Source organism: Acidobacteriota bacterium (assembly GCA_028875725.1).
In the GTDB taxonomy this organism is placed as follows: Bacteria; Acidobacteriota; Thermoanaerobaculia; order Multivoradales; family Multivoraceae; genus Multivorans.
This window is the reverse complement of record JAPPCR010000006.1, coordinates 1696146-1718972: the sequence shown is the minus strand read 5'-3', so window position 1 is coordinate 1718972 and position 22827 is coordinate 1696146. Positions and strand designations below refer to the sequence as shown.

Genomic DNA, 22827 nt, shown 5'->3' with positions numbered 1-22827 from the left:
GTCCTACTCTCTTGAAGATCTCCCTTTTCTACCTGCCCTCGATCGGCTCCCGGGCCGACATCAAGCGGGGCATGGCCGGCCTGCGCGGCGATCTCTACGACCGGATGCTGGCCGAGGTCTCGGAGCAGGCCCGGCTCGCCGACGACCTCGGCTACGACTCGATCAGCTTCACCGAGCACCACTTCCACATCGAAGGCTTCGAACTGTCGAACAACCCGGTGCTGCTCGACCTGTTCGTCGGCATGCAGACGAAGAACATCCGGGTGGGGCAGTTGGGCATCGTGCTGCCGGCGCGTAACCCGATCCGCGTCGCCGAGGACATCGCGATGCTCGACCGGATGACCGGAGGACGCGCGAACGCCGGGTTCGCCCGTGGCTATCAGCGGCGCTGGGTCGACGTGATGGCCCAGCAGACCCACGGCATCTCCGGTGCGCTGCCTCACAAGCACGACGAGATCGACGCGACCAACCGGGCCGCCTTCGAGGAGTGTTTCCGGATCGTCAAGAAGGCCTGGACCGAGCCGATGCTCGACTACGACGGCCGGTTCTGGAAGGTGCCCGTGGGCGGTGCGGAGGGCGGCACGCCGTGGACGCTCGAGGCGACGGAGCAGTGGGGCGCCGGAGTGGAGGACGGGGTGCTGCGCCAGGTGGGGGTGGTGCCGAAGCCGGTGCAGAAGCCCCATCCGCCGATCTTCCAGCCCTTCGCGTCGTCGGAGGCGAGCATCCGGTGGTGCGCTCGGGAGGGCGTGACGGCGATCCTGCCGCCGCTTCACCCGAAGCGGGAGCGGGCACTCTTTGAGCTGTTCGCGGAGGAATCCGGACGGCCGCTGGGAGAAGGGATCGGCGTTCTGCGGGATGTCGTGATCGCCGACACGGACACCGAGGCTGAGCGTCTGTGGAAGGCCAGCGGCGCCTTCTGCGGCTCCGCCTGGTTCGAGCCGTTCGGCTTCAGCCGGGGCATGGCGGACCCGGACACGGGAGAACAGTTCGACGACCTGATGAGCGCCGGCATGGCGCTGGTCGGCACCGTCGACACGGTGACGCGGCAGCTCGAGACGCTGCGCGAGCGCCTGCCGGTGACCTGGCTCTACTTCTGGGCCTACAACGGCCTGCTGCCGCACGCGCGGCTGATGTCGACGATCGAACGGTTCAAGACCGAGGTGCTGCCCCGCGTGGGCGCGGATCGCTAGTTCGGCTTCTTGCGCTTGGCCCGGCGCTTCCGCCGGGTCCTGAGGAGCAGGCCGTCTTCGAGTGACGCGCCCTCCTTCGCGTCAACGGTGATCTTGCCGCCGTCGGCCAGCTTGCCGAAGAGGATCTCGTCCGCCAGCTTGCGCTTGATCTTCTCGTCGATCAGACGGCGCATCGGGCGGGCGCCGAAGTCCGGTTCGTAGCCGTGTTCGGCCAGCCAGTCGCGGGCGGCCTCGGTCAACTCGATGGCAATCTTGCGGTCGTCGAGTTGGCCGCCGAGTTCGCCCACGAGCTTGTCGACGATCAGGCGCACGGAGTCCATCTCGAGCGCCTTGAACACGACCCAGGCGTCGATCCGGTTGCGGAACTCGGGCGTGAACAGGCGCTCGACCGCCGGTTTCGAGGCGGCTTCGGCGGAGAGCTTCGAGCGGTCGCCGAAGCCCATCGGCTTCGTCGTCAGCTCCCGGCCGCCGGCGTTCGTCGTCATGATCAGGATCACGTGCCGGAAGTCGGCCTTGCGGCCGTTGTTGTCGGTCAACGTGGCGTGGTCCATGACCTGCAGCAGGATGTTGTAGACGTCCGGGTGAGCCTTCTCGATTTCATCCAGCAGCAGGACGGTATGGGGCGTGCGGCGGATCGCGTCGGTCAGCAGACCGCCCTGGTCGAAGCCGACGTAGCCGGGAGGTGCGCCGATCAGCCGCGACACGGTGTGCTTCTCCATGTACTCGCTCATGTCGAAGCGGGTGAAGGCAATGCCGAGCACCTGGGCCAGCTGGCGGGCGAGTTCCGTCTTGCCGACCCCCGTGGGACCCGAGAACAGGAAGCTGCCGATCGGCCGCTCCAGGGTACCCAGGCCGGCGCGGCCCAGTTTGACGGCCGACGAGATCGATCGAATCGCCTCGTCCTGGCCGAAGATGACCGCTTTCAGTTCCTCCTCGAGGTTGAGGAGAGCGTCGCGGTCGTCGCTCGATACGGACTTCTCGGGGATCTTGGCCATCGAGGCGACGACACGCTCCATGTCGACCGGGTCGAGCACGCTCTTGCGCTCCTTCGCGGCCACCAGGCGGTTCGCTGCGCCGGCCTGGTCCACCAGATCGATCGCCTTGTCGGGCAGCCGGCGGTCGAGCAGGTAGCGGGCCGAGAGGTCGGCGGCCGCGTCGAGCGCTTCGTCCGCGTACTTGACCTCGTGGTGGTCCTCGTAGCGGTCCCGCAGGCCGCGCAGGATCTCCGCCGATTCCTCGATCGATGGTTCGTCGATCTCGATCATCTGGAAGCGGCGTGCGAGCGCCCGGTCGCGGTCGAACGAGCCCTTGTACTCGGCATGGGTCGTGGAGCCGATGCAGCGCAGCTTGCCCGAGGCGAGGCCGGGCTTCAGGATGTTCGAGGCGTCGAGCGAGCCCGACGACACGGCGCCGGCGCCGACGATCGTGTGGATCTCGTCGATGAAGAGGATGTGTTCGGGCTCCGAGATGATCCGGTCGATCACCGCCTTCAGCCGTTGCTCGAAGTCGCCGCGATAGCGGGTTCCAGCGAGGAGCGCGCCCATGTCGAGCGCGTAGATCGTCACCTTGGAGATCAGCTCGGGCACGTTCCCCTCGTGGACGGCGAGCGCCAGCCCCTCGACAATCGCCGTCTTGCCGACCCCCGGATCGCCGACCAGGACCGGGTTGTTCTTGCGCCGGCGGGCCAGCGTTTCGCACAGGACCCGGACCTCATCGAGCCGCCCGACCAGGGGATCGATGGATCCCTCGGCCGCGCGCTCGTTCAGGTTCGATGCGAACTGCTCGAGTGGATCCTCGACCTCTTCTTGCTCCTCCTCGCCTTCCGCGTTCGGCTCGACGCGCTGTGGGGCTGGAAGGCCGCCGCCCTGCTTGACCGTGCCGTGTGAGAGGTAGCGGATGACGTCGAGGCGGGTTACTTCCTGGCGCTGGAGCAGGTAGACCGCCTGGGATTCCTTCTCCCGCATCAGCGAAGCGATCACCGCGCCGGCGTCCAGTTCACTCTTGCCGGCGCCGTGGGCGTGCATGGCCGCGCGTTCGATGACCCTCCAGAACGCGATCGTCTGCTTGGGAGGCGACTCGTCTTCGTCGCCGGAGTCCGGGGCCTGCTCGACCCTGTCGGTCTCGCCTTCCGCCTCGACTGGCGCGGCGCCTGCCGACTCGTCCGCCGCATCGGCGGGGAGCACCGGCGGCAGCGTTTCCAGTTGCTGCTCGAGGAACTCCTCGAGCTCGTGGACCAGTCGGGGCAGGCGAACGCCGACCGACTGCAGCGCCTTCGCCCCCACCGGGTCGCCACACAGAGCGAGCAGCAGGTGCTCGAGCGTGACGTACTCGTGCCGGCGTGAGGACGCCTCGAGCATCGCCCGTCGCAGCGATTGCCGCAGGTCCTCGGTCATGTGCACGGAAGCGATGGCTGTACCTCCTTCGCCCGTCAGTTGACGTCGCCGCCGTCGTCTCCGCCGTCGCCGTCGCCACTGTCGCCGTCGCCGTCTCCCGTGTCGGGCTCGATCGTGCAGAGCAGGGGGACTTCGGCCTGCTGGGCGAGACTGCCGACCTCGGCCACCTTGGTCTCGGCCACGGAGAACGGGTAGAGCCCCACGACACCGACACCGTTCTTGTGGACGTAGAGCATGAGCCGCGAGGCGTCCGATTCGGTCAGGTGGAAGACGTGCTGCAGCACGACGACGACGAACTCGCGCGGCGTGAAGTCGTCGTTGTGGAGCAGCACCTTGTACAGCCGGGGACGGGCCAGCTTGGTCCTGGTCTTCGTCTTCGTGAGGACCTTGCTGTCGCCCTGCTGGTCGTCTTCGAAGTGCGGCATGGCGTCTCGATTATAGGTCCGGCGTTGGCGGCTCTAGCCGAGTTGGGCCCGGTTGCCGCGCCACGCCTCGATTCCCTCGAGGTGTCGCTTCGCGTCGCGCTGCAGTGCCGCGCCGAGCAGCGAGTTCAGCTTCTCGTCCAGGAACAGGTGCGAGCTGTAGACGGGCGCGGGCTCGAAGCCCCGGCTGATCTTGTGCTCTCCGCCGGCGCCGCCCTCGAAAACCTGGACGCCGTGTTCGATGCACTCGTCGATCGAGTGGTAGAGGCAGACGTTGAAGTGGAGGAAGCGGTGCTGCTCATGGCAGCCCCAGTAGCGGCCGTAGAGGTGCGTGTCCGAGCGCAGGTTGATAGCACCGGCGACGACCCGGTCTTCGCGTTCGGCGACCACCAGCTCGACCTCGTTGCCGAGGAGCGTGAACAGGTCGGAGAACATCTCGCGGTTCAGGTAGCGGCCACCCCACATGTACCTGTCGCAGGTCGTGCCGTAGAGACGGAATGCGGTCTCGGCCCAATGCTCGGGATCGGCCGCGATCTCCTGGCCGCGCACGGTGCGGATGGCGATGCCCTGCCTTGCCGGTTCGCGGCGCTCGCGGCGGCACTGGGTGCGGCGCTTGGAGCGGAGTTTCAGTAGCCAGTCCTCCGGCGTGCGGTAGTCGTAGTTGTTCCAGTGGTACTGCACCATGACCCGTCGGGAGAGGCCGGCCTCGCCGAGGGCTGAGGCCTCCCGCTCGCTGTGGTAGAGCACGTGGACGGAGGCCACACCGACTTCACGAGCGGTGTGAGCGGCAAGCTGTACGAGGAGCCTGGCAGCGACCGCCGGGTCGATGTCGGCGGCGGCCAGAATGCGGCGTCCGGTGACCGGAGAGAAGGGGACGCCGACCACCAGCTTCGGGTAGAAGCGGCCGCCGACCGCCTGTACCGCGTCGCCGAAGGCCCAGTCCCGGGAGAAGTCGCCCATGCCATCGTTCTTGATGTAGGCGGGGGCAGCCGCGATCAGGTCGTCGTCAGCGTTCCAGGCGGTGAGGTGGAAGGGCAGCCAGCCGCGGTCGGGCGCTACGCAGCCGGTCCGTTCGAGCGCTTCGAGGAATGTCCAGGACAGGAACGGCCGGTCGCCGGGCCGGAGGAGACGGTCCCAGGCCCTGGAGGGAATGTCGGCGATCGACTGGACGATCCTGAGTTCGATCTGCCGCTGTTCGGTGCGGTCGCCTGCCTGGGCCGCAGCATCGTCCATCCGGCGAGTCTTGCACGGCGGTCGCGACGCGCGGACCGTCAGTAGCCGAGCGCCGCTCCGTCCTTTCGCGGATCGGAGGCGCCGTAAAGCGTGCCGTGCTGGTCGACCCTGATTGCCTGGGCGCCACCGAACTCGGCGCCGCCGGCGTTGCGTACCCGGTGGCCGAGCGCCGCGAGCCCCTCTACGGTTTCGGGCTCCATGCCTCGCTCGCACAGAAGATCGAGGCCGGCCGTGTGGCGCCACCGGGGCCGGTCGATCGCCGCCTGGAGGGGAAGCCCGTGATCGTAGTGGTTGGTCAGGAGCTGCACGTGGCCCTGGGGCTGGAACGGACCGCCCATCACTCCGTAGCAGAGCTCGAGCCGGCCCCGGTCCAGAACCATGCCGGGGATGATCGTGTGGAAGGGGCGTTTGCCGGGGCGGTACTCGTTGGGATGGCCGGGTTCTAGGGTGAAGCCGGCGCCCCGGCAGTGGAGCATGATGCCCGTGTCGCCGCCGGCGATTGCCGCTCCGAAGGGCGAGAACAGGGAGTTGATGAAGGAGGCGGCGTTGCCGTCGCCGTCGACGACGGCCAGGTAGACCGTGTCGGAGCCCACCGCGGCGGCGCCGGTCGGGATCCCGCCGGGCGCGGGGCCGTCGGCCGGCCGACCGGGGTCGATCAGGCGGCTGCGCTCGCGGGCGTAGGCCTTATCGAGCAGCTCGGCCAGCGGAACGCCTCCGGAGCCCCGAAGCGGCTTGTTCTCCGGATCGCCGACGTGGGCGTGGAGGTCGGCGTAGGCCAGCTTCTTCGACTCGACCAGGAGATGCGTGTACTCGGTTCCAGCCACGTCCATCGAGGCGAGGTCGAAGTTCTCCAGCAGGTTCAGCATCAGCAGGACGCCAAGTCCCTGGCCGTTGGGCGGCAACTGGAAGACCTCGCGGCCGCGGTACAGCGTGCCGATCGGATCGACCCAGGTCGAGCGATGCCGCCGGAAGTCCTCGAGCTGGAGGAAACCGCCGGTGGCGCGCGCGTAGCGGACGATCTCCTCGGCGATCGGACCCTCGTAGAAGGCGTCGCGGCCGTCTTGCGCGATCTGCCGCAGCGATCTTGCGAGGGCGTGAGACCGGAACACCGCGCCGAGTGCGGGCGCGTCGCCGTCGAGGAGGTAGTGCTCCGTCGCCGCGGGATCGCGGCGCAGTCGCTCCGTGCACGCCGTCCACATCGACTGGACGCGCTCACTGACGGGGAAGCCCGCTTCAGCCGTTTCGAGCGCCGGACCGAGCAGGTCGGCGAAGCGAAGCCGTCCGAGGCGCCGGTGTGCGGTCTGCCAGAGATCGACCGCGCCGGGGACGGTGACTGCCGGCCAGGTGTCCGGATCGATCGCCGGGCCGGTGATGTCGTTCCGCTCCAGGGCCAGCGGCGAGCGGCCGCTGCCGTTGAGGCCCAGGAGTTCGCCACGTCCGCCGTCGGGATCGGCCAAGTAGTAGAGCAGGAAGGCGTCGCCGCCGATGCCGGTCATCATCGGCTCGACCACCGCCAGCATCGCGGCGGCCGCGACCGCGCCGTCGATCGCCGAACCACCGGCCCGCAGCATGTCGAGCCCGGCCAGGGTGGCGGCGGGGTGGGATGTCGCCACCATCCCCCGGCGCGCCATGACAACACTGCGCCCTGGCCGGTGGGCGCTGGCGAGCCGCGGGGACACGGAGTGGTCGTTAGCGGAAGACGTCAAAAGTGCGGTTGAACTTAACGGCCAGGCTCCGGTCCGGCGTATCCAGGCCGAGTACACCGAACTCCGAGATCTCGTTGTAGACGACGAAGAGCCCCCGGTTCGCCTCGTTCAGCCAACTGAAGCGAACGTTCGTGTTGACGCTGTGGGTCAGGTCGTTGTACTGGATCAGCGCCTGGAGGAGCAGACTGGTGCTGAAGGCGTACGTGACGCGCAGGCTGCCGAGGTGGGTCTTGAAGGCGCCCATCGGGAGGTCGATGTCGTTGTAGGACCAGCTCAGCTCGGATGTCAGGTAGTCGCCGAGGCGGATGCTCAGCCAGGGATCCAGTACGAGCTGGTCGCCGCCGAAGAAGCCCCCGCCCTGGACTCTGACGAACAGGCTCACGGCACGTCCCCGGTTCGTGTTGCCGAACAGGAAGAAGCCGTGGTCGTCGTACTCCCCGGCGGGTACGTGCACGATGCCGGCGAGCGTGAAGGGGTCGAGCAGCCCCTCGTAGCGGCCGCCGGCGGAGAGGCTGATCTGCGCGCCGTTTCGGAACTCGACTTCGCCGCCGACGGAGTAGCGCTGGGTTTCCTTGTAACCGTCGAAGTTCCAGAAGCCGTCGTAGAAGGCGCGCGGACCGAACTCCTTGACACGGCCCTCGCCGGCCGGGCGGAAGCGGCGCCGAATGTAGCCGTTGAACTGGCGGTAGCCGGAGCGGCTGAGGAAACCGACCTCGGGGTTGAAGTCCTCGCCGATCTCGGCATAGCCGAGACGCCAGCGCCAGAACGGGGAACTGTAGCCGCCGTCGAGGCCGAAACCATGGTCCCGGCCAGTCAGGCCGGGGGTTTCGGTCCGGGCCGCCCAGCCCGACACGTCCGTGAACTGGCCGATGCCGACCTGGCCGTCGACGGCGAAGGTCCGGTTGTAGTCGTCGTCAGGCGCCAGCGAGCCGGTGCCCTCGCGGTTCACGACCAGCACGCCGGCCCGGCTCCGGTTGCGGTACTCGCGGCCGAGCCGCGCCACGGTGAAGTTGTTGCCGTGGAGGTCCCCGATGCCGTCGGTCTGCATGTTCAGGAAGCCGACGTTGAATCCACCGGCCCTACCGGACAGGCGGGCGCCGCCGAGGATGGGCACGGGCATGCCGCCGCTCAGGCCGATCCGGCGGCTGAAGAAGAGTTCGGTGCCGCCCCGGAACGAGGACCGGCTGCCGACCCGGAACAGGCCGGAGTTCTCCAGGAAGAAGGGTCGCTTCTCGGGGAAGAACAGGCTGAAACGGTCCAGGTTGATCTGCTGATCGTCGGCCTCCACTTGGGCGAAGTCGGTGTTGACGGTCACGTCGAGCGTGAGGCTCGGGGTGACGCTGTACTTGAGGTCCATGCCAACTTCGCTGTCATCGACGCTGCCGTCCACGTTCTCGCGTCCCGTGCTCAGGACGTAGGGAGTCAACTGCAGATTTCGCTGGCGCGGCGGTTCCACGCCGACCAGGTGCCCGGCTTCCGACACCCGGAACACGTCGTGCTGGCGGCCGAGGTGGGCCCAGAACGCGGTCTCGTTCTTGCGCCGGATGTTGCGCTCGAAGTTCAGGCCCCAGACCGCGCGGTCCGATCCGTACCGGAGACTGCGGAAGGGAATCGCCATCTCCGCGCTCCAGCCGAAGTCGCCGCTCGACGTCCGCACTGTCCAGGAGGTGTCCCAGTCCAGATTGGCGCCGCCGGAACTGCCGCTGCGGGAGGAACCGCCGCCACGTCCCTGGTTCGTGAACTGGCCGTCGTACTGGATGCCCGCGATGTTCGTCCCGAAGACGAAACCGTTCTGCCGGTCGCCGTACGTGTCGAGAACGACCCGGAAGCTGTCCTCGTTCTGGAGCATGGCGTCGCGGCGGCTGTCCGAGATCGCCAGGGAGGAAGCGTCACGGTCGAAACAGATGACTGCGATGTAGAGGTTGGCGCTGTCGAACGCCACCCGCACCTCGGTGCGTTCGCTCGCCGGTTGACCTTCGAACGGCTCTACCTGTTGGAAGCCGGTGCCGTAGTCGACGTCGAGCCAGAGCTCTTCGCCGAGCACGTCGCCGTCGATCATGGGGGCCTCAGCGAGACGCTGGGCGCGCAGCCGGGGGCGATCGCTTCGCGTCTCGACCTGCGCTGCCGCGACGCCGTCGCCGGCCGCAAGGAGGGCGATCAGCGCGATAGCGCCGCGCTGGAGGTGTTGTCGCGGCATCGAACGATTGCGGTGCGGGTTTTGTTCTATCGTCCGGCTGGTGGTTGGACGGCGGGAATCGCCAGCTCCCGGGCTCGCCGGTTCAGTTCTGCAAGCTGTGGTCCGGTCAACTCGGCTACGGCCTCGAGGATCGGCAGGAGTTCGGCCTCGAGGTCCTCAAGGCGACGCCGCGCGCCGGCCGTCGGCCGGGCGGTGTTGCCGAAGACGTGAGTGTAGAGGTACGCGTACTGGTTGTCGATCCGGGGCTGGAAGTTCAGCGCGTCCTGGGAGACGCGGCTCCGCGACTGGATCAGGCGCTCGTCGAGTTCCCCGGCGCGCTCCAGGATCGCCTCGACGGCAGGTCTCAGCTCCGGGACGCCGGCCTCGTCGAGGCGTTCCTCGAGGGCTCCGGCCTGTTCCCGGACGCTGCGCAGGCCGCCGATCGCGTCGTGGATCGCCGTCAAGCGTGCCGACAACTGGTCGAGCAGGGCGTACTGTTCCTCCAGATCGGCCCGGGAAATGTCCTCGAGCCGCGGGTCCGCGAGCACTTCGAAGGTCCGGCTGTCCGACCAGTCGCCGGCCTCGGCTTCAGCGCTGCCGGCGACCGTCAGCGTCGCCCGGTAGCTCCCCGGCGGCAGATAGGGGCCCCCGGTGTAGGACAGGGACATGATCGCCCCCTCGACCAGGTGGGGCGCCTGACCGCGCAGGTTCCAGACAACCCGGTTGAGTCCCGCCTTCGCCTCGAAGGACTCGATCCGTGGACGTTCTTTCTCGCCGCCCTCGATCTCTTCGCCTTCCGGCACTGACACGAAGCGCCGCAGAACCCTGTCGCTGCCGTCAGGGAAGATCACCAGTTCGACCCGACTCGCCGGCTCTTCCGGGAGGTCGAACCAGATCGAGGCGCCGTTGGTGAAGCCCCCGCCGCTGCCGGGCCGGTCGATTCGGACCGTGGGCTCGGGGGTGAACAGCCGGGGCTCGTCGCGCACCGTGCCGGCGGCGACTTCTCCGGCGAGTTCGCGCACCGCGCCGAGGTCGTCGAGCACCCAGAAGCTCCGGCCCTGAGTCGCCAGGACCAGGTCCGGGTTGCCGACGCTCTCGTGAATCAGCAGGTCGGTGATCGGCGTCCGCGGCAGGTTCAACTGGAACGAACTCCAGGAATCCCCGCCGTCGAAGGAGGCGTAGAGTCCGAACTCGGTACCGGCGAAAAGCAGGCCGGAGGCCTCTGGATCTTCACGCACGACGCGCACGAAATGGTCGGCCGGCAGACCATCGGTCAGGGTCCTCCAGCTTTCGCCGCCGTCGTCCGTGCGGAAGATGTACGGCGTGTAGTCGTTCATCCGGTAGCGATAGACGCCGACGTAGACGCGCCCCGGATCGTGTTGCGAAACGTCGATCGAGTTGACCGTGCCGTCGGCCGGCATTCCCGCCGGCGTGACGTCGACCCAAGTGGCGCCGTTGTCCCGGCTGACGTGGATGCGGCCGTCGTCGCTGCCCGCCCAGATCTCGCCCGCCGTGTGCGGCGACTCGGCGAGCGCGAAGATCGTGTTGTAGACCTCGACGCCAGTGTGGTCGTGCTGTACGGGGCCGCCGGGCACTCCCTGCTTCTCGTCGTCGTCGGTCGTCAGGTCGGGCGAGATCGTCTCCCAGGTCCAGCCGCCGTCGCGGGTGCGATGGACGTAGTTCGACGTGTGGTACACGACGTCGGGATCGTGCCGGGAGATGAGGATCGGCGCGTTCCACTGGAAGCGGTAGCGCAGGTCGCGCGGCGCCGTGCCGTCCTGCATCTGGGGGTAGAGGATCATGTTGCGGGCCGTGCCGCTGCGGTGGTCGTAGCGGTCGATCCGGCCCAGGTAGTTGCCCGAGTAGACGAGGTGGGGCTGCTCGGGGTGGACGGCAATGTGCCCGCTCTCGGCGCCGGCCACCGAGTGCCAGTGCTGGGTCGGCGTGAGTTCGGGCATCGGCCGCGACGGCACGGAGATCGTGCTGTTGTCCTGCTGGGCGCCGTAGATGCGGTAGGGGAACTGGTTGTCGACGGTGACCCGGTAGAACTCGGCGGTCGGCTGGTTGTTCTGGGTCGACCAGGAACGGCCGCCGTCCACGCTCACGTTGGCGCCGCCGTCGTTCCCCTGCACCATGATGTGGGGGTGCTCCGGGTTGATCCAGAGGTCGTGGTTGTCGGCGTGCGGCGTGCCCACCCGTTCCCAGGTGGCCCCGGCGTCGACGGACCGGAAGAAGCGGACGTTCGAGCCCCAGACCGTGTTCGGATCGGCCGCGTCGGCGTCGATGTGGCTGTAGTACCAGCCGCGCGTGAGCAGTTCCGGCTCGTCGCTCACCTTCTTCCAGGTGTCGCCGTGATCCTCGGAGCGGAAGATGCCGCCGCGGCCTTCCGCCGCGGTGATGATCGTCCACAGACGCCCGCGCCGCGCCGGCGACGCGGAGACGCCGATCCGGCCGAGCACACCGGTGGGCAGGCCGCCCTCGAGCTGTTCCCAGGTGTCGCCGCCGTCCGTCGAGCGGAAGAGGCCGCCCTCGTCGCTGCCGTCGATCAGGGTCCAGGGCTTGCGCTCGACCCGCCAGGCCGCAGCGTAGAGGACGCGGGGGTTGAAGGGGTCGAGCTCCAGGTCGGCGATCCCGGCGTCGTCCGAGATGTAGAGCACCTGCTCCCAGGTTGCCCCGCCATCGGTTGAGCGGTAGACGCCGCGTTCCGGGTTGCTGCCGAAGATCTGGCCGAGCACGCCGACCCAGAGCACGTTCGGGTCGTTCGGATGCACCTCGACCTTGCTGATGGCGCCGGCCCGCGGCAAGCCGATGTGCTGCCAGCTCTCGCCAGCGTCGATGGAGCGGTACACGCCGTCGCCGATGGACACGTTGCCGCGGGGCTGGGCCGATCCCATCCCCACGTAGATCACGTTGGCGTCACTCGGGGCGACGGTCACCGCGCCGACGGAACCGGCCTTGAAGTAGGCGTCGCTCAGGTTCTCCCAGGAGATGCCAGCGTTCGTGGTGCGCCAGACGCCCCCGCCGGTCGAGCCCATGTAGAAGGAGTAGGGATGGGATGTGTGCCCGGCGACTGCGGTGACCCGGCCGCCGCGGCTGGGGCCGACGAGCCGAAACTCGATCCCCTGGAAGGGGTCGGGCTCGTCCTGGCTCCAGGTCGGACCGGCTGTGGCGGCGGCTACCGCGAGCGCAAGGATGGCTGAGGGGCGGGGGAGCAACATGGCTGCCGAGTCTATGAACTCGCGTCGAGTGACGCAGCGGCGGGAAGTACGGGCGCGGTCCTGCTGCTACATTCCAGGCCGTCGTGACCGCACAGCGCGCCGAGCGGCCGGCGCTTGTCATCTATACCGATGGCGGCGCCAGCCCGAACCCCGGGCCGGGCGGCTGGGCGGCGGTGATTCTCGAGCCGGGCGGCGACCCCCGGGAACTCGCGGGCGGCGCACCCAGCACCACGAACAACCGCATGGAACTCCAGGCGGCGATCTCCGCTCTTGCCAACCTCTCAGAACCGAGCGCGGTCGATCTCTACACGGATTCCCAGTATGTCCGGCAGGGAATCACCTCCTGGCTCGCTCGCTGGCGAGCTCAGGGCTGGCGGCGTCGCGATGGGGGCGCGGTCAAGAACGTCGACCTGTGGCGGCGTCTGGAGGGCCTGAACCGCCGCCACCGCGTCCACTGGCACTGGGTCAAGGGTCATGCCGGCAACGAGTGGAACGAACGGGTGGACGAACTGGCCAGCGCCGAGATCGCGGCTCGGGGCGGTGGCGCTGCCGCCGAGCCCGACTCCGAGGCCGAGATCCCGCCGGGCAGCGCGCGGATCTTCCTGAAGGTCCGTTGCGTTCGTGGCCGCGGCGTGTGGGCGGCCGACCTGGAAACCGCGGATGGCGTGGACCAGCGCACGGGAAGCGCTTCGGAGACGACTCCGAACCGTCTGGAACTCACCTGCGTTCTCGATCTGCTCTCCGAGCTACCCGCGGGACAGCCGGCTGCGGTCTACACCGGCAGCGACTACCTGAGACGTGGCGCCTCCCTCTGGATCCACTCGTGGAAGCGCAACCGCTGGCGCACGAAGACCGGGGCGCAGGTCAAGAACGCCGAACTCTGGCATCGACTGGACCGGCAACTCGAGGCTCGTCGCGTGGTCTGGCCGGCACCTGCAGGAGACGCCGCGGACCGATTGACGGAGTTGAAGAACCGGGTACGCGAACTGTTCTGAGCCGCTGGCCGCCGTTGACCACGTCTGCGGCGGGGCCGCCACGCTCTCTTCGACCGTTCGAGAGCTACCAACTGGGAGGACCCCCCTTCGTTCTCCTGTGCTGTCTTCCTCCATCTGTTGGGTGGATTCACGAACGTCATTCACCCCCAAAACGGGAGATGCGCAGGGTCGACGATCCACTCTAGAGTCAGCTATGAGGGGCTGTCGATGTGTGACCTGGATTCGCAGACAACCGCGGGTCGTCTACGGTGGCTCGCGGCCCTCGCGCTGCTGTTCGCTTCGGGCGGCGTCAACGCGCAGACGAGTCTCACGGATGTCGGAGGTGGCTGCACGGGGTCCGGTTGTCCGGACGCCCCGACCGGAACCGTCGTCGCCGGTCCGCGTCACGGCTACATCAGGATGACCTGGACGCCCGCAACCACGGGCGGCGAAGTGGCGAAATGGGAGGTGCTCATCGCGGAAACGGGGGGAACTCCGGGAGGTACGTTTGTTCCGGCGAGCCGCTGCGAGCAGGTCTACGCCTCACTGGACGTGACCAAGTCCTATGATCTACAGGTCAGGGGGATCGGCAGCAACAACGAGATCGGAGACTCGGCGAAGGCCACCAGTATCGCGCCATTGAATGATACGTCGAAGCCGCCGCCGGAACCTGGGCACATCATGCGGATGTCCTGCCCCGGATTCGATCCTGAGCCCGGTCCCGCGCCCGTTCCTGATCCCGAGCCTGATCCCGAGCCGGAGCCCGAGCCTGACCCCGAGCCTGAGCCTGAGCCTGAACCCGAGCCGGAACCCGATCCCGAACCCGAGCCTGACCCCGATCCCGATCCCGAGCCTGACCCCGATCCCGATCCCGAGCCTGAACCTGAACCCGAGCCTGAGCCGGAACCCGAGCCGGAACCCGACCCCGAGCCCGACCCCGAGCCGGAACCCGAGCCTCAACCGCCCAACGCGACCTTCGACGTGGACGTGCCGTGCACGGACGGACTTTGCCGGGTCCGGACCGGCGAAGAGGTAGCGTTCACGGACACGACCTCCGGAAGCGTCTCGCGGCGATCGTGGGACTTCTACGTCCCCGCGGCCAGCGCGCCGTCTGGTCCGGTGGTCCGCCACGCATGGTCTTCGCCGGGCTTCTACGAGGTCACCCTGACGGTCAGCGGCGCCGGCGCCGAGTCCACGGCGTCGCGCGTGTTCCTGGTCGAGGCCGCGAGCCCGGCTGGCACGTGCGAGCCGGACGGCGAGACGCTTTGCCTCCAGGACTCCCGCTACCAGGTGCGTGCCACCTGGCAGAGCCCGGAAGGCGAGCTGTTGCCGGCGCGTGGGGCGCGCGCCGGCACGAACGACTCCGGCCTTCTCTGGTTCCACGATGCGGAGAACTGGGAGGCGTTGGTCAAGGTCCTGGACGGCTGTGCGATCAACGGCGCGGACTGGGTGTTCGCCGCCTCGGCGACCGACCTCGGCCTCCGCATCTCGGTTACGGACACGGTCACCGGCGAGGTCAGGCGGTACGAGAAGGAATCCGGCCGGCCAGCGGACGCCTTCACCGACACGCGCGCCTTCAGCGACCGCTGCACGGACCGGCGAGCCCAGGCGGCCGCTTCGACGCCCTCCGGCGGCGGCGCCCAGCGCGGCGATGGTCCCGCGGCGGTGAACACCGGCGCCGCGGCCTCTTCGACGCTCCACCTCGACGACGCTCGCTTCGAGGTCGCGGTGGAGTGGTCGACGTCTGACGGGCGGCGGGGCCGGGCGCGTACGGCCCGTCCGCGGACGGCGGACTCCGGGTTGTTCTGGTTCTTCGAGCCGGACAACTGGGAGATGCTGATCAAGGTGCTGAACGGTTGCGGCTTCAACGGCCACTTCTGGGTCTACCTGGCTTCGGCGACGGACGTGGGTCTCGACATCACGGTGACCGACACGGTGACCGGAAAGGTCCGCCACTACATGAAGGATCCCGGAGCGCCCGCCCCGGCGATGACCGACGTGGCGGCGTTCCCCGACGCCTGCCGGCCCAGCCCCGAGTAGTCGACCGCAACGTCCCGGGCCCGGCAGTCGCGGCCGGCGCGCTAGCCGAGCACTTGCTCCCGGCTGGACAGAAACCGGACCTCGGGAGCGTTCTCCGCGGCACGATCGAGCCAGTAGCGGTTCGCGGCCAGGAACAGGGGCGCGCCGTTGTGATCGTGCGCGATCTTCGCCTCGTTGCGGCGCACGAAGTCGCGCACCGTCCGATCGTCGTCCGCCTCGATCCACCGCGCCAGGGACATCGCCGTCGACTCGAAGCGCACCGGCACCTCGTACTCGGTGCGGATGCGGTCGGCGAGCACGTCGAACTGCAGGGTGCCGGTGACGCCGACGATCCAGTCGTTGCCCTCCCGGGTGCGGAACACCTGCGCCACGCCCTCTTCCGCGAGCTGGAGCAGCGCGCGGCCGAGATGCTTGGCCCGCAGCGGGTCCTCGGGCCGGACCCGCCGCAGGAGGTCGGGGGCGAAGCTGGGAACGCCGACGAAGCGGATCGGCTCCCCGGCCGACAGGGCGTCGCCGATGCGCAGGTTGCCGTGGTTCGGGATGCCGATGATGTCGCCGGGCCAGGCTTCCTCGGCGAGTTCCCGGTCCTGGGCCAGGAACAGGACCGGGTTGTGAATGTTCAGGGTGCGTCCACTGCGTGGATGGAACAGGCGGATGCCGCGATGAAAGCGCCCCGAGCAAAGCCGCACGAAGGCGATCCGGTCGCGGTGCTTCGGGTCCATGTTCGCCTGGATCTTGAACACGAAGCCGGTCACCGTCCGCTCGCCGGGAGCGACCGTTCGCTCGGCCGCCTGCTGTGGTTGCGGCGCCGGCGCGTGGCGGGCTAGGCCGTCGAGTAGGGAGCCGACGCCGAAACTGCGCAGCGCGCTGCCGAAGTAGACCGGTGTCCGGTTGCCCTCGAGGTACGCGGCGGCGTCGAAGGGCGGGCAGAGCTCGCGGACCATTTCGACTTCCTCGCGCAGCTTTGCTGCCGGCGCCTCCCCGAGCGCTTCGTCGATCGCGCGGGAGGCCAGGCCGGGCACGATCCGTTCCTTGCCGCGCCGCTCCCTGTCGCGCTGCTCGACCAGGACGAGCCGGTCGCCGACCAGGTCGTAGCAGCCTTTGAAGCCCCGGCCCATGCCGACCGGCCAGGTCATCGGAGCGACCTCGAGCTGCAGGGTGTCGGCGATCTCGTCGAGGAGATCGAACGGATCGCGGACGTCGCGGTCAAGCTTGTTGATGAAGCTCGTGATCGGCATGTCGCGCAGGCGGCAGACCTCGAACAGTTTTCGCGTCTGCGTCTCGATCCCCTTCGCCGCGTCGAGGACCATGACCGCCGAGTCGACCGCGGTTAGGGTCCGGTAGGTGTCCTCACTGAAGTCCTCGTGGCCGGGCGTGTCCAGCAGGTTGAAGGTGTTGCCCTCGTACTCGAAGGTCATGACGGAAGCGCTGACGGAGATGCCGCGCTCGCGCTCCACCTTCATCCAGTCCGAGCGGGCCCGGCGAGCCTCGCCTCGGGCCTTCACCGCGCCGGCGAGCTGGATCGCGCCCGAATAGAGCAGCAGCTTCTCGGTGAGCGTGGTCTTGCCCGCGTCCGGGTGAGAGATGATGGCGAAGGTGCGGCGGCGGGCGACCGCTTCGGCGAGGTTGGTCATGGCGGGATCCCTGGCGGCGCGGGAGTCTATAGTCGGGCGCCGTGCAAGAATGCGCGGCCGTTCCGTCAGGTCCAGATACCGGTCTCCCGAGGTAAACGCATGAGTGATCTGTCCGCATTTCGTGAAGAGGCCCGGACCTGGGTGGAGGCGAACGCGCCGGAGTTCCTGCGCGGCAGGGCCTCCGACCCGAACGCCTGGGCCGCCGGCGGCCGCAAGGCGCCCTTCATCTATCCGGAGAGCCGCGACTGGCTGCTCGCCGCGGCCGATCGGGGATTCTCGGTGCCGACCTGGCCCGAGGACTACGGCGGCGCCGGCCTCTCGCGGGACGAGGCGCTCGTGCTGCACGAGGAGATCGCGCGCCTGGGGCTGCCGATGCCGCTCACGGGCTTCGGCTACAGCATGATCGGGCCGACACTTCTCGATCACGGCACGGAGGCGCAGCGGGCGGAGCACCTGCCGAAGATCGCGCGCGGCGAGATCCGCTGGTGCCAGGGCTACTCCGAGCCGAATGCCGGCTCTGACCTCGCGTCGCTCGCCACATCGGCGGTACGGGACGGCGACTTCTACGTGATCAACGGCCAGAAGATCTGGACGTCCGGCGCCGACCAGGCGGACTGGATCTTCATGCTGGTGCGCACGAATCCGGACGTCAAGAAGCAGCGCGGGATCACCTTCATCCTGGTCGACATGGAGTCGCCCGGCGTGGAAGTGAGGCCGATCCGGCTGATCAGCGGCGCTTCGCCGTTCTGCGAGACCTTCTTCCACAACGTGCGGGCGCCGGTGCACCAGGTCATCGGCGAGGTGAACAGCGGCTGGACGGTGGCCAAGGCGCTGCTCGGCCACGAGCGCACCTCGATCGGCGGCATGGGGCGCGGCGGCGCCAGAGCTTCGCTGCCAGGTCTTGCGCGCGACTACGTCGGCGTCGACGAGAACGGCCGGATCGACGATCCGGCGATCCGGGAGCGGGTGACCCAGCACGAGATGGACGCAATGTCCTACGGGCTGACGATCAAACGCCACGGCGACGGACTGGAGGCGGGCCACAAGCCCGGCCCCGAGAGCTCGATGTTCAAGTACTACGGGACGGAGCTCAACATGCGCCGCGAGGAGCTGATGCTCTCGATCCGGGGCCCCCAGGCGCTGGGCTGGGAAGGCGAGGGCTTCGAGCCGGCCGAACTCAACCAGACCCGCACCTGGCTTCGCTCGCGGGCGAACAGCATCGAGGGCGGGACGTCGGAGATCCAGTTGAACATCATCGCCAAGCGCGTGCTGGGGTTGCCGGACTGATGGCTTCACTGGTCCTCACCGCTCCCCAGGAGATGCTGGCCCGGACCGCGGCCGAGCTCGTTTCGAAGCACGGCGGAGTCGACCGCCAGCGGAAGCTGCGCGACGAAGGCGGCGAACTCGGCTACAGCCCCGAAGTGTGGGCCGAGATGGCGGAGCTCGGCTGGCTGGGTATTCCCCTGGCCGAGGAGGACGGCGGCCTCGGCATGGGGTTGGCCGAGACGGTGCTCATCACGGAGGCGATGGGCCGCGGCCTGGCGCCCGAACCGTTCGTGTCGGCGGTCGTTTTCGCCGGCGGGCTGATCGCCGACGCCGGCACTGCGGAGCAGCGGGCCGCGTGGCTGCCGCCCTTGATCGACGGGGAGAAGCGTCTCGCGCCGGCCCTGCTCGAGGTGGGAAGCAGGTACGGACTGGACCGGGTCGAGACGCGGGCGAAGGCGAACGGCGGCGGTTGGTCGCTGTCGGGCGAGAAGGTCCAGGTGGTCGGCGGTGTCGGCGCCGACGGGTTCGTGATCGCAGCCCGGACCGAAGGCGGCGACAGCGGTCTGACGCTCTTCCTCGTGCCGGCGGAGTCGGACGGTATCGAGGTGGTGGCTCAAGGCCGGGTCGACTCCCGCAACTCGGCGATCGTGCGGCTGAGCGACGTTCACGTGGCGGCCGGCGCCGTCCTGGGGGCCGTCGGCGGCGGTCTGGAACCGCTCGGCCGGGCCGTAGACCGGGCCACTGTGGCGGTTTGCGGCGAGATGCTCGGGCTGATGACGGAGGCCTTCGAGCGGACGGTCGAGTACCTGAAGTCCCGCAGCCAGTTCGGCGTCCTGATCGGCACCTTCCAGGCGCTCAAGCACCGGGCGGCGAAGATGTTCATCGAGATCGAGCTGTCCCGTTCGACCGTCATGGCGGCGGCCCGGGCGCTCGACGAGGGCAGCGACGACGCCGAACTCCAGGTCTCGAATGCCAAGGCGCGCTGCTCGGACGCCCTGATCCTGGTCACCAACGAGGCCCTGCAGATGCACGGCGGCATCGGCATGACGGACGAGCACGACATCGGCCTGTTCATGAAGCGGGCCCGGGCGCTCGAGTTCGCCTTCGGCGACGCCGCCTTCCACCGACAGCGCTTCGCCCGCCTGCGCGGCTTCTGAGCACGACTGCCGCCGGTTCCAGGCCGGAGGAGGGGCCCAGGGGACGCTCGCCCTCAGGGAGAAGATGGGAAGCAGGGGCTCGCTGTTGTCGACTGCGCTCCAAGGCGGCGTCGGTTCCTGTGAGGGTGTCGGAAGTCGCTTGTCTCCGACCCCCTGGGCCCCTCCTCCGGCCCGGAACCGGCTGGGCGTCGGTGCAAGTCGGGCACGAGGTTCGGAGTGCCACACAGTGGGTGCGCCGGCGTCCCCGCCGGCTCGCCGCCGAAGGCGGCAGTAACGCCGGCCGAAGGCCGACCTCGGTTGCGGAGCGGAACCGTATCGACTTGGACCGGGAGGACGTTGACCTGGACTACAACTCCAACCGTATGCCGATGCTGAGGACGCGGCCCAGGGGGTTGTGGGTCGAGGGGTCGTAGTTGATCTGGCGGAAGACGCGGGGTGGATCCTGGTCGCCGAGGTTGAGGATGGAGGCGAAGAGGGTCGCTTTGTCTCCGGGGATGGTCCAGGAGACGTGGAGGTCGTGGGTGGCGAAGGCGTCGATGGGGTAGTTGTCGCCCCAGGGGGCGGGGGCGTCGTGGACATAGGAATCGGTGTAGTTCAGGTGCCAGCGGCCGGTAAAGGGGCCGAACGTGTAGCCGGCGAAGAGGCGGCCCTTGAACTCCGGGAGCGCCCGGGCGAGGGAGGTGTCGTAGTTCAGCCTTCCCTTCGCGTCGTAGGGGTCGCCGAGTTCCCAGCCGTCGATGCGCCAGGACAGGGTGGTCGTGCCCGAGGCGCCCAGGGTCAGACGTCCCGGACCCACGCTGGTCTGGAGGTCGGCGCGGAAGTCGATACCGTCGGTCTCGATGTCCGGACCGTTGACGATCCGTACGGCGAGCGTGTCGAGGTTCTCGAGGCTGGGAACGCCGCCGCTGATGGTCAGCCCGTGGAACCAGGGCGAGGTCTGGTCGCACAGTGGATGGTTCGCGGGCGGGCAGGCAAGGCCGAGAATGGAGTTGAAGGGCTGGATGACGAGCGGGTCGGTGAAGTCGTAGCGCCAGTAGTCGACGGTGGCGAAGACCCGGCCGCTGCCGCCGCCGAGGCCGCCGCGCTCGAGGACCAGACCCGTGTTGAGGGTCGTGGCCGACTCCGGGTCGAGCGTCGGGTCGCCGTGGATGTGGATTGGCTTGAAGGTGCCGATGCGACCGATGAAGAAGCGCGACGTGTCGGCGATGCCATCGATCGTCTGGTTCAGCGTCGGGCCGCGGAAGGTCGTTCCGAACGAGCCGCGGAGCGCCCAGGTCTCCGTTGCCTGCCACCGCAGGGCGAGCTTGGGGTCGAGGCTCGATCCGACGTCTCCGCCGTAGTCCTCGAAGCGCAGCGAGACCTGGCTCTCGACCGAGGGGGCGAGCGGCAGCGAGAGCTCGCCGAACACGGAGCCGATCCCCCGATCGTCCTCGATCGGGAAGGCCGGCGGCAGGTAGGCGAACACGCCCTCGCGTTTCTCGCACGTCGTGACTTCCGGGCCGCCCGGGCACGGGTAGATCGCGATGTCGTGCAGGGCGCCGCCCCGCGGTGTCGGCGCGCCGAGCGTGTAGGGCCGTAGCTCGTAGGTCTCGCCGCGCCACTGCACGCCGGCCGCGTACTCCGCCGCGCCGCCGGGAAGGCTCCAGTCGAGCAGGCCGCTCGCCACCGCTTCCAGGACGAGCAGGGAAGTCTCGCCCCGGTTGCCGAGGATCGTCGTCAGGTAGTCGTGGAGCGGGGCGTTGTCGAAGGCCGGGTCGTAGTCGGCGTTCGAGGCACTCGGCACCAGGGGATGGGGGCTGATCGAGTTGGAGAACGGGATCCAGTATCGGCAGTCGCCCTGGCCCGCATGCCGGCGGAGCGTGTCCAGGGAGAAAGTGAGGTTGCCGCCCGCGTCGTACTCGTTCGGCACCTGCTCTTCGCAGGCAAGGCCGCCGAGTCCGGCGAGCGCCCGACGGGCGCGGTAGTGCAGGGCGTCGCCGTCTTCGAACCTGCGAACGGAGCTCGACCAGGAGGCCCGGAACGCCCAGAGGGTCTCTCGGGTCACCCCTTCGAGGTCGAACGCGACCCGCTGCGTATCGGACTCGCGGATGTGGCTCCGGAGGGGGCCCTCCTGGCCGAACATCCTGCCTCGAATCCACGCCACTTCCTGCCAGGCCGGGTCGATTCCCGCCGCGTCCTGGGCGCCGCCGTCCCCCCGCCAGCCGCAGTAGGGAGCGTCGCAGAAGGTGTAGGCGCCGTACAGCTCCGGGTAGAGCCGGGCCATGTCGACGAGCCCCGGGTTGTTCGCCCGCACGGAACGTGTCAGATCGACGACCTTGTTCGGTGGATAGCCGGGCGAGGTCTGCCACGAAGGCACGTCGCCCTTCGCGAACAGGAACTCCGCGCCGATGTGCCAGCCGCCCTCCGTGTCCCACGAGGCTTCCGTGAACCACTGACCGCGGCGCGTGTCCTGCACCAGGTTGTCGAACGGCGTGTATTGGACCCGGCAGAGCGGGCTGTCGGGGCTGCTGACCGCGCCGCCGACGAGCTCGCAGTTCGGGTCGCGGACAGCCGGTGCGCCCGAGAGCGGGTAGAACACCGCGGGCCGTCCGGTCCCCGACCAGCCGCCTCGGGGATTGTCGGCGTAGGGCCGAATGGCCCAGTCGCGGTCGCGGAGCCGGATCGGGCTCCGCCGCGAGAGACCGAGGGAGCTGGCCGTGTGACCCCGTCCTTCGCCGAACGGTCCGCCGCCGATGATGCCGACCTCGCCATCTCCGTTCGAACCGTCGATCACGCTGTGCTTGCCCTCGAAGGACAGACCGTCGAAGTGGCTCCGGGTGATCACGTTCATCACGCCGGCAATCGCATCGGAGCCGTAGGTCGCGGCGCCGCCGTCACGCAGGAACTCGACCTGCTCGACCGCGACCATGGGCAGGACGTTGGTATCGACGATGAGTTGCGCCTGGTCCGGGATGGCGCCCGGAGACCAGGTCAGGCGGTCGCCGTTGAGCAGTACCAGCGATCGGCTCGGTCCAAGGCCGCGCAGGTTGAGCGTCGAGCGATCCTCGTTCGTGCGCGCGCCGAACTGGTCGGACTCGAGGTCGGCGCCGAGACTGAACGACAGGTTGCGGATGACGCCCAGCATCGATGGCGAGCCTTCCGCCTCGAGATCCTCGCGCGACAGGACCGACACCGGCTGGGCGGCGTCCTCGGGCGTTCCCGGGATCCAGGAGCCGGTGACCGTGACCGTGTGGCTGAAGGTCTCGACGTCGTCGCTGTGGTGCTCGGGCTCGTCGTTGTGGTCGGGGTCGGTCTCCTGAGCGGGGCTGGCCGCCGGGCAGAGGCAGGCGATCAGCGCGAGCAGGAGCGCTGGAGCCGGTCCTGGACGACGTTTCGAGAAGGTGAAGGTCGGGGCCACGCCTTCAGGTTCCCTTGGGTT

At 68.8% G+C, this 22827-nt stretch carries 12 protein-coding genes and 2 pseudogenes; 6 read left to right on the top strand and 8 right to left on the bottom strand.

Annotated features, from left to right (window positions below; all coding sequences use genetic code 11):
- The first annotated feature begins 11 nt into the window (after nt 1-11).
- Entirely contained in the window at nt 12-1190 is a 1179-nt protein-coding gene (locus tag OXI49_09055; GenBank protein MDE2690645.1) for an LLM class flavin-dependent oxidoreductase, read from the top strand.
- Here OXI49_09055 and clpA read toward each other — a convergent pair.
- The 6 genes and pseudogenes from clpA to OXI49_09025 form a co-directional block, all read right to left on the bottom strand.
- Nucleotides 1187-3583 carry an ATP-dependent Clp protease ATP-binding subunit ClpA gene (gene clpA, locus OXI49_09050; protein ID MDE2690644.1) on the bottom strand — a complete coding sequence of 799 codons (2397 nt, stop codon included), beginning with the start codon at nt 3581-3583 and terminating at the stop codon, nt 1187-1189. The genes OXI49_09055 and clpA overlap by 4 nt on opposite strands.
- A 95-nt stretch (nt 3584-3678) precedes the next feature.
- Nucleotides 3679-4008: pseudogene (locus tag OXI49_09045) on the bottom strand (ATP-dependent Clp protease adaptor ClpS).
- Between the two features lie 33 nt (nt 4009-4041).
- Complete coding sequence (locus tag OXI49_09040) at nt 4042-5238, bottom strand: GNAT family N-acetyltransferase (GenBank protein MDE2690643.1); 1197 nt, start codon at nt 5236-5238, stop codon at nt 4042-4044.
- A 38-nt stretch (nt 5239-5276) separates the two neighbouring features.
- A complete protein-coding gene (gene ggt, locus OXI49_09035) occupies nt 5277-6854 on the bottom strand; it encodes a gamma-glutamyltransferase (GenBank protein MDE2690642.1) in 1578 nt (525 codons plus the stop codon).
- 73 nt (nt 6855-6927) lie between these two features.
- The gene (locus tag OXI49_09030; protein ID MDE2690641.1) at nt 6928-9141 is read right to left on the bottom strand and encodes a DUF5916 domain-containing protein; all 2214 of its coding nucleotides are present in this window, start codon (nt 9139-9141) and stop codon (nt 6928-6930) included.
- Nucleotides 9142-9167: 26 nt separating this feature from the next.
- Nucleotides 9168-12338 (bottom strand): glycosyl hydrolase, encoded by a 3171-nt coding sequence (locus OXI49_09025; protein ID MDE2690640.1) that lies wholly within the window; start codon nt 12336-12338, stop codon nt 9168-9170.
- An 83-nt stretch (nt 12339-12421) separates the two neighbouring features.
- On the opposite strand from OXI49_09025, the pseudogene rnhA reads away from it, so the two are divergent.
- From rnhA to OXI49_09010, 3 genes and pseudogenes are all read left to right on the top strand, one after another.
- Nucleotides 12422-12868: pseudogene (gene rnhA, locus OXI49_09020) on the top strand (ribonuclease HI).
- A 102-nt stretch (nt 12869-12970) separates the two neighbouring features.
- The gene (locus tag OXI49_09015) at nt 12971-13333 is read left to right on the top strand and encodes a ribonuclease HI (GenBank protein ID MDE2690639.1); all 363 of its coding nucleotides are present in this window, start codon (nt 12971-12973) and stop codon (nt 13331-13333) included.
- 207 nt (nt 13334-13540) lie between these two features.
- A complete protein-coding gene (locus tag OXI49_09010) occupies nt 13541-15352 on the top strand; it encodes a PKD domain-containing protein (protein MDE2690638.1) in 1812 nt (603 codons plus the stop codon).
- A gap of 41 nt (nt 15353-15393) precedes the next feature.
- Here OXI49_09010 and OXI49_09005 read toward each other — a convergent pair whose 3' ends face one another.
- Nucleotides 15394-16986: a peptide chain release factor 3 gene (locus OXI49_09005; protein ID MDE2690637.1), complete on the bottom strand. Its 1593-nt coding sequence runs from the start codon at nt 16984-16986 to the stop codon at nt 15394-15396.
- 99 nt (nt 16987-17085) lie between these two features.
- On the opposite strand from OXI49_09005, the gene OXI49_09000 reads away from it, so the two are divergent.
- A complete protein-coding gene (locus OXI49_09000) occupies nt 17086-18273 on the top strand; it encodes an acyl-CoA dehydrogenase family protein (GenBank protein ID MDE2690636.1) in 1188 nt (395 codons plus the stop codon).
- Nucleotides 18273-19409: an acyl-CoA dehydrogenase family protein gene (locus OXI49_08995; GenBank protein MDE2690635.1), complete on the top strand. Its 1137-nt coding sequence runs from the start codon at nt 18273-18275 to the stop codon at nt 19407-19409. The genes OXI49_09000 and OXI49_08995 overlap by 1 nt, the downstream gene beginning before the upstream one ends.
- Nucleotides 19410-19755: 346 nt before the next feature.
- Here OXI49_08995 and OXI49_08990 read toward each other — a convergent pair whose 3' ends face one another.
- Nucleotides 19756-22806 carry a TonB-dependent receptor gene (locus OXI49_08990; protein MDE2690634.1) on the bottom strand — a complete coding sequence of 1017 codons (3051 nt, stop codon included), beginning with the start codon at nt 22804-22806 and terminating at the stop codon, nt 19756-19758.
- Between the last annotated feature and the right edge of the window lie 21 nt (nt 22807-22827).

Bases quoted from the DNA above. Each gene is read 5' to 3' on its own strand.
- OXI49_09025 (MDE2690640.1), bottom strand. From the start codon at position 12,338: ATGTTGCTCCCCCGCCCCTCAGCCATCCTTGCGCTCGCGGTAGCCGCC.
- OXI49_09040 (MDE2690643.1), bottom strand. From the start codon at position 5,238: ATGGACGATGCTGCGGCCCAGGCAGGCGACCGCACCGAACAGCGGCAG.
- ggt (MDE2690642.1), bottom strand. From the start codon at position 6,854: ATGGTGGCGACATCCCACCCCGCCGCCACCCTGGCCGGGCTCGACATG.
- OXI49_09000 (MDE2690636.1), top strand. From the start codon at position 17,086: ATGAGTGATCTGTCCGCATTTCGTGAAGAGGCCCGGACCTGGGTGGAG.
- OXI49_09030 (MDE2690641.1), bottom strand. From the start codon at position 9,141: ATGCCGCGACAACACCTCCAGCGCGGCGCTATCGCGCTGATCGCCCTC.
- OXI49_09005 (MDE2690637.1), bottom strand. From the start codon at position 16,986: ATGACCAACCTCGCCGAAGCGGTCGCCCGCCGCCGCACCTTCGCCATC.
- OXI49_09010 (MDE2690638.1), top strand. From the start codon at position 13,541: ATGTGTGACCTGGATTCGCAGACAACCGCGGGTCGTCTACGGTGGCTC.
- OXI49_08995 (MDE2690635.1), top strand. From the start codon at position 18,273: ATGGCTTCACTGGTCCTCACCGCTCCCCAGGAGATGCTGGCCCGGACC.
- clpA (MDE2690644.1), bottom strand. From the start codon at position 3,583: ATGACCGAGGACCTGCGGCAATCGCTGCGACGGGCGATGCTCGAGGCG.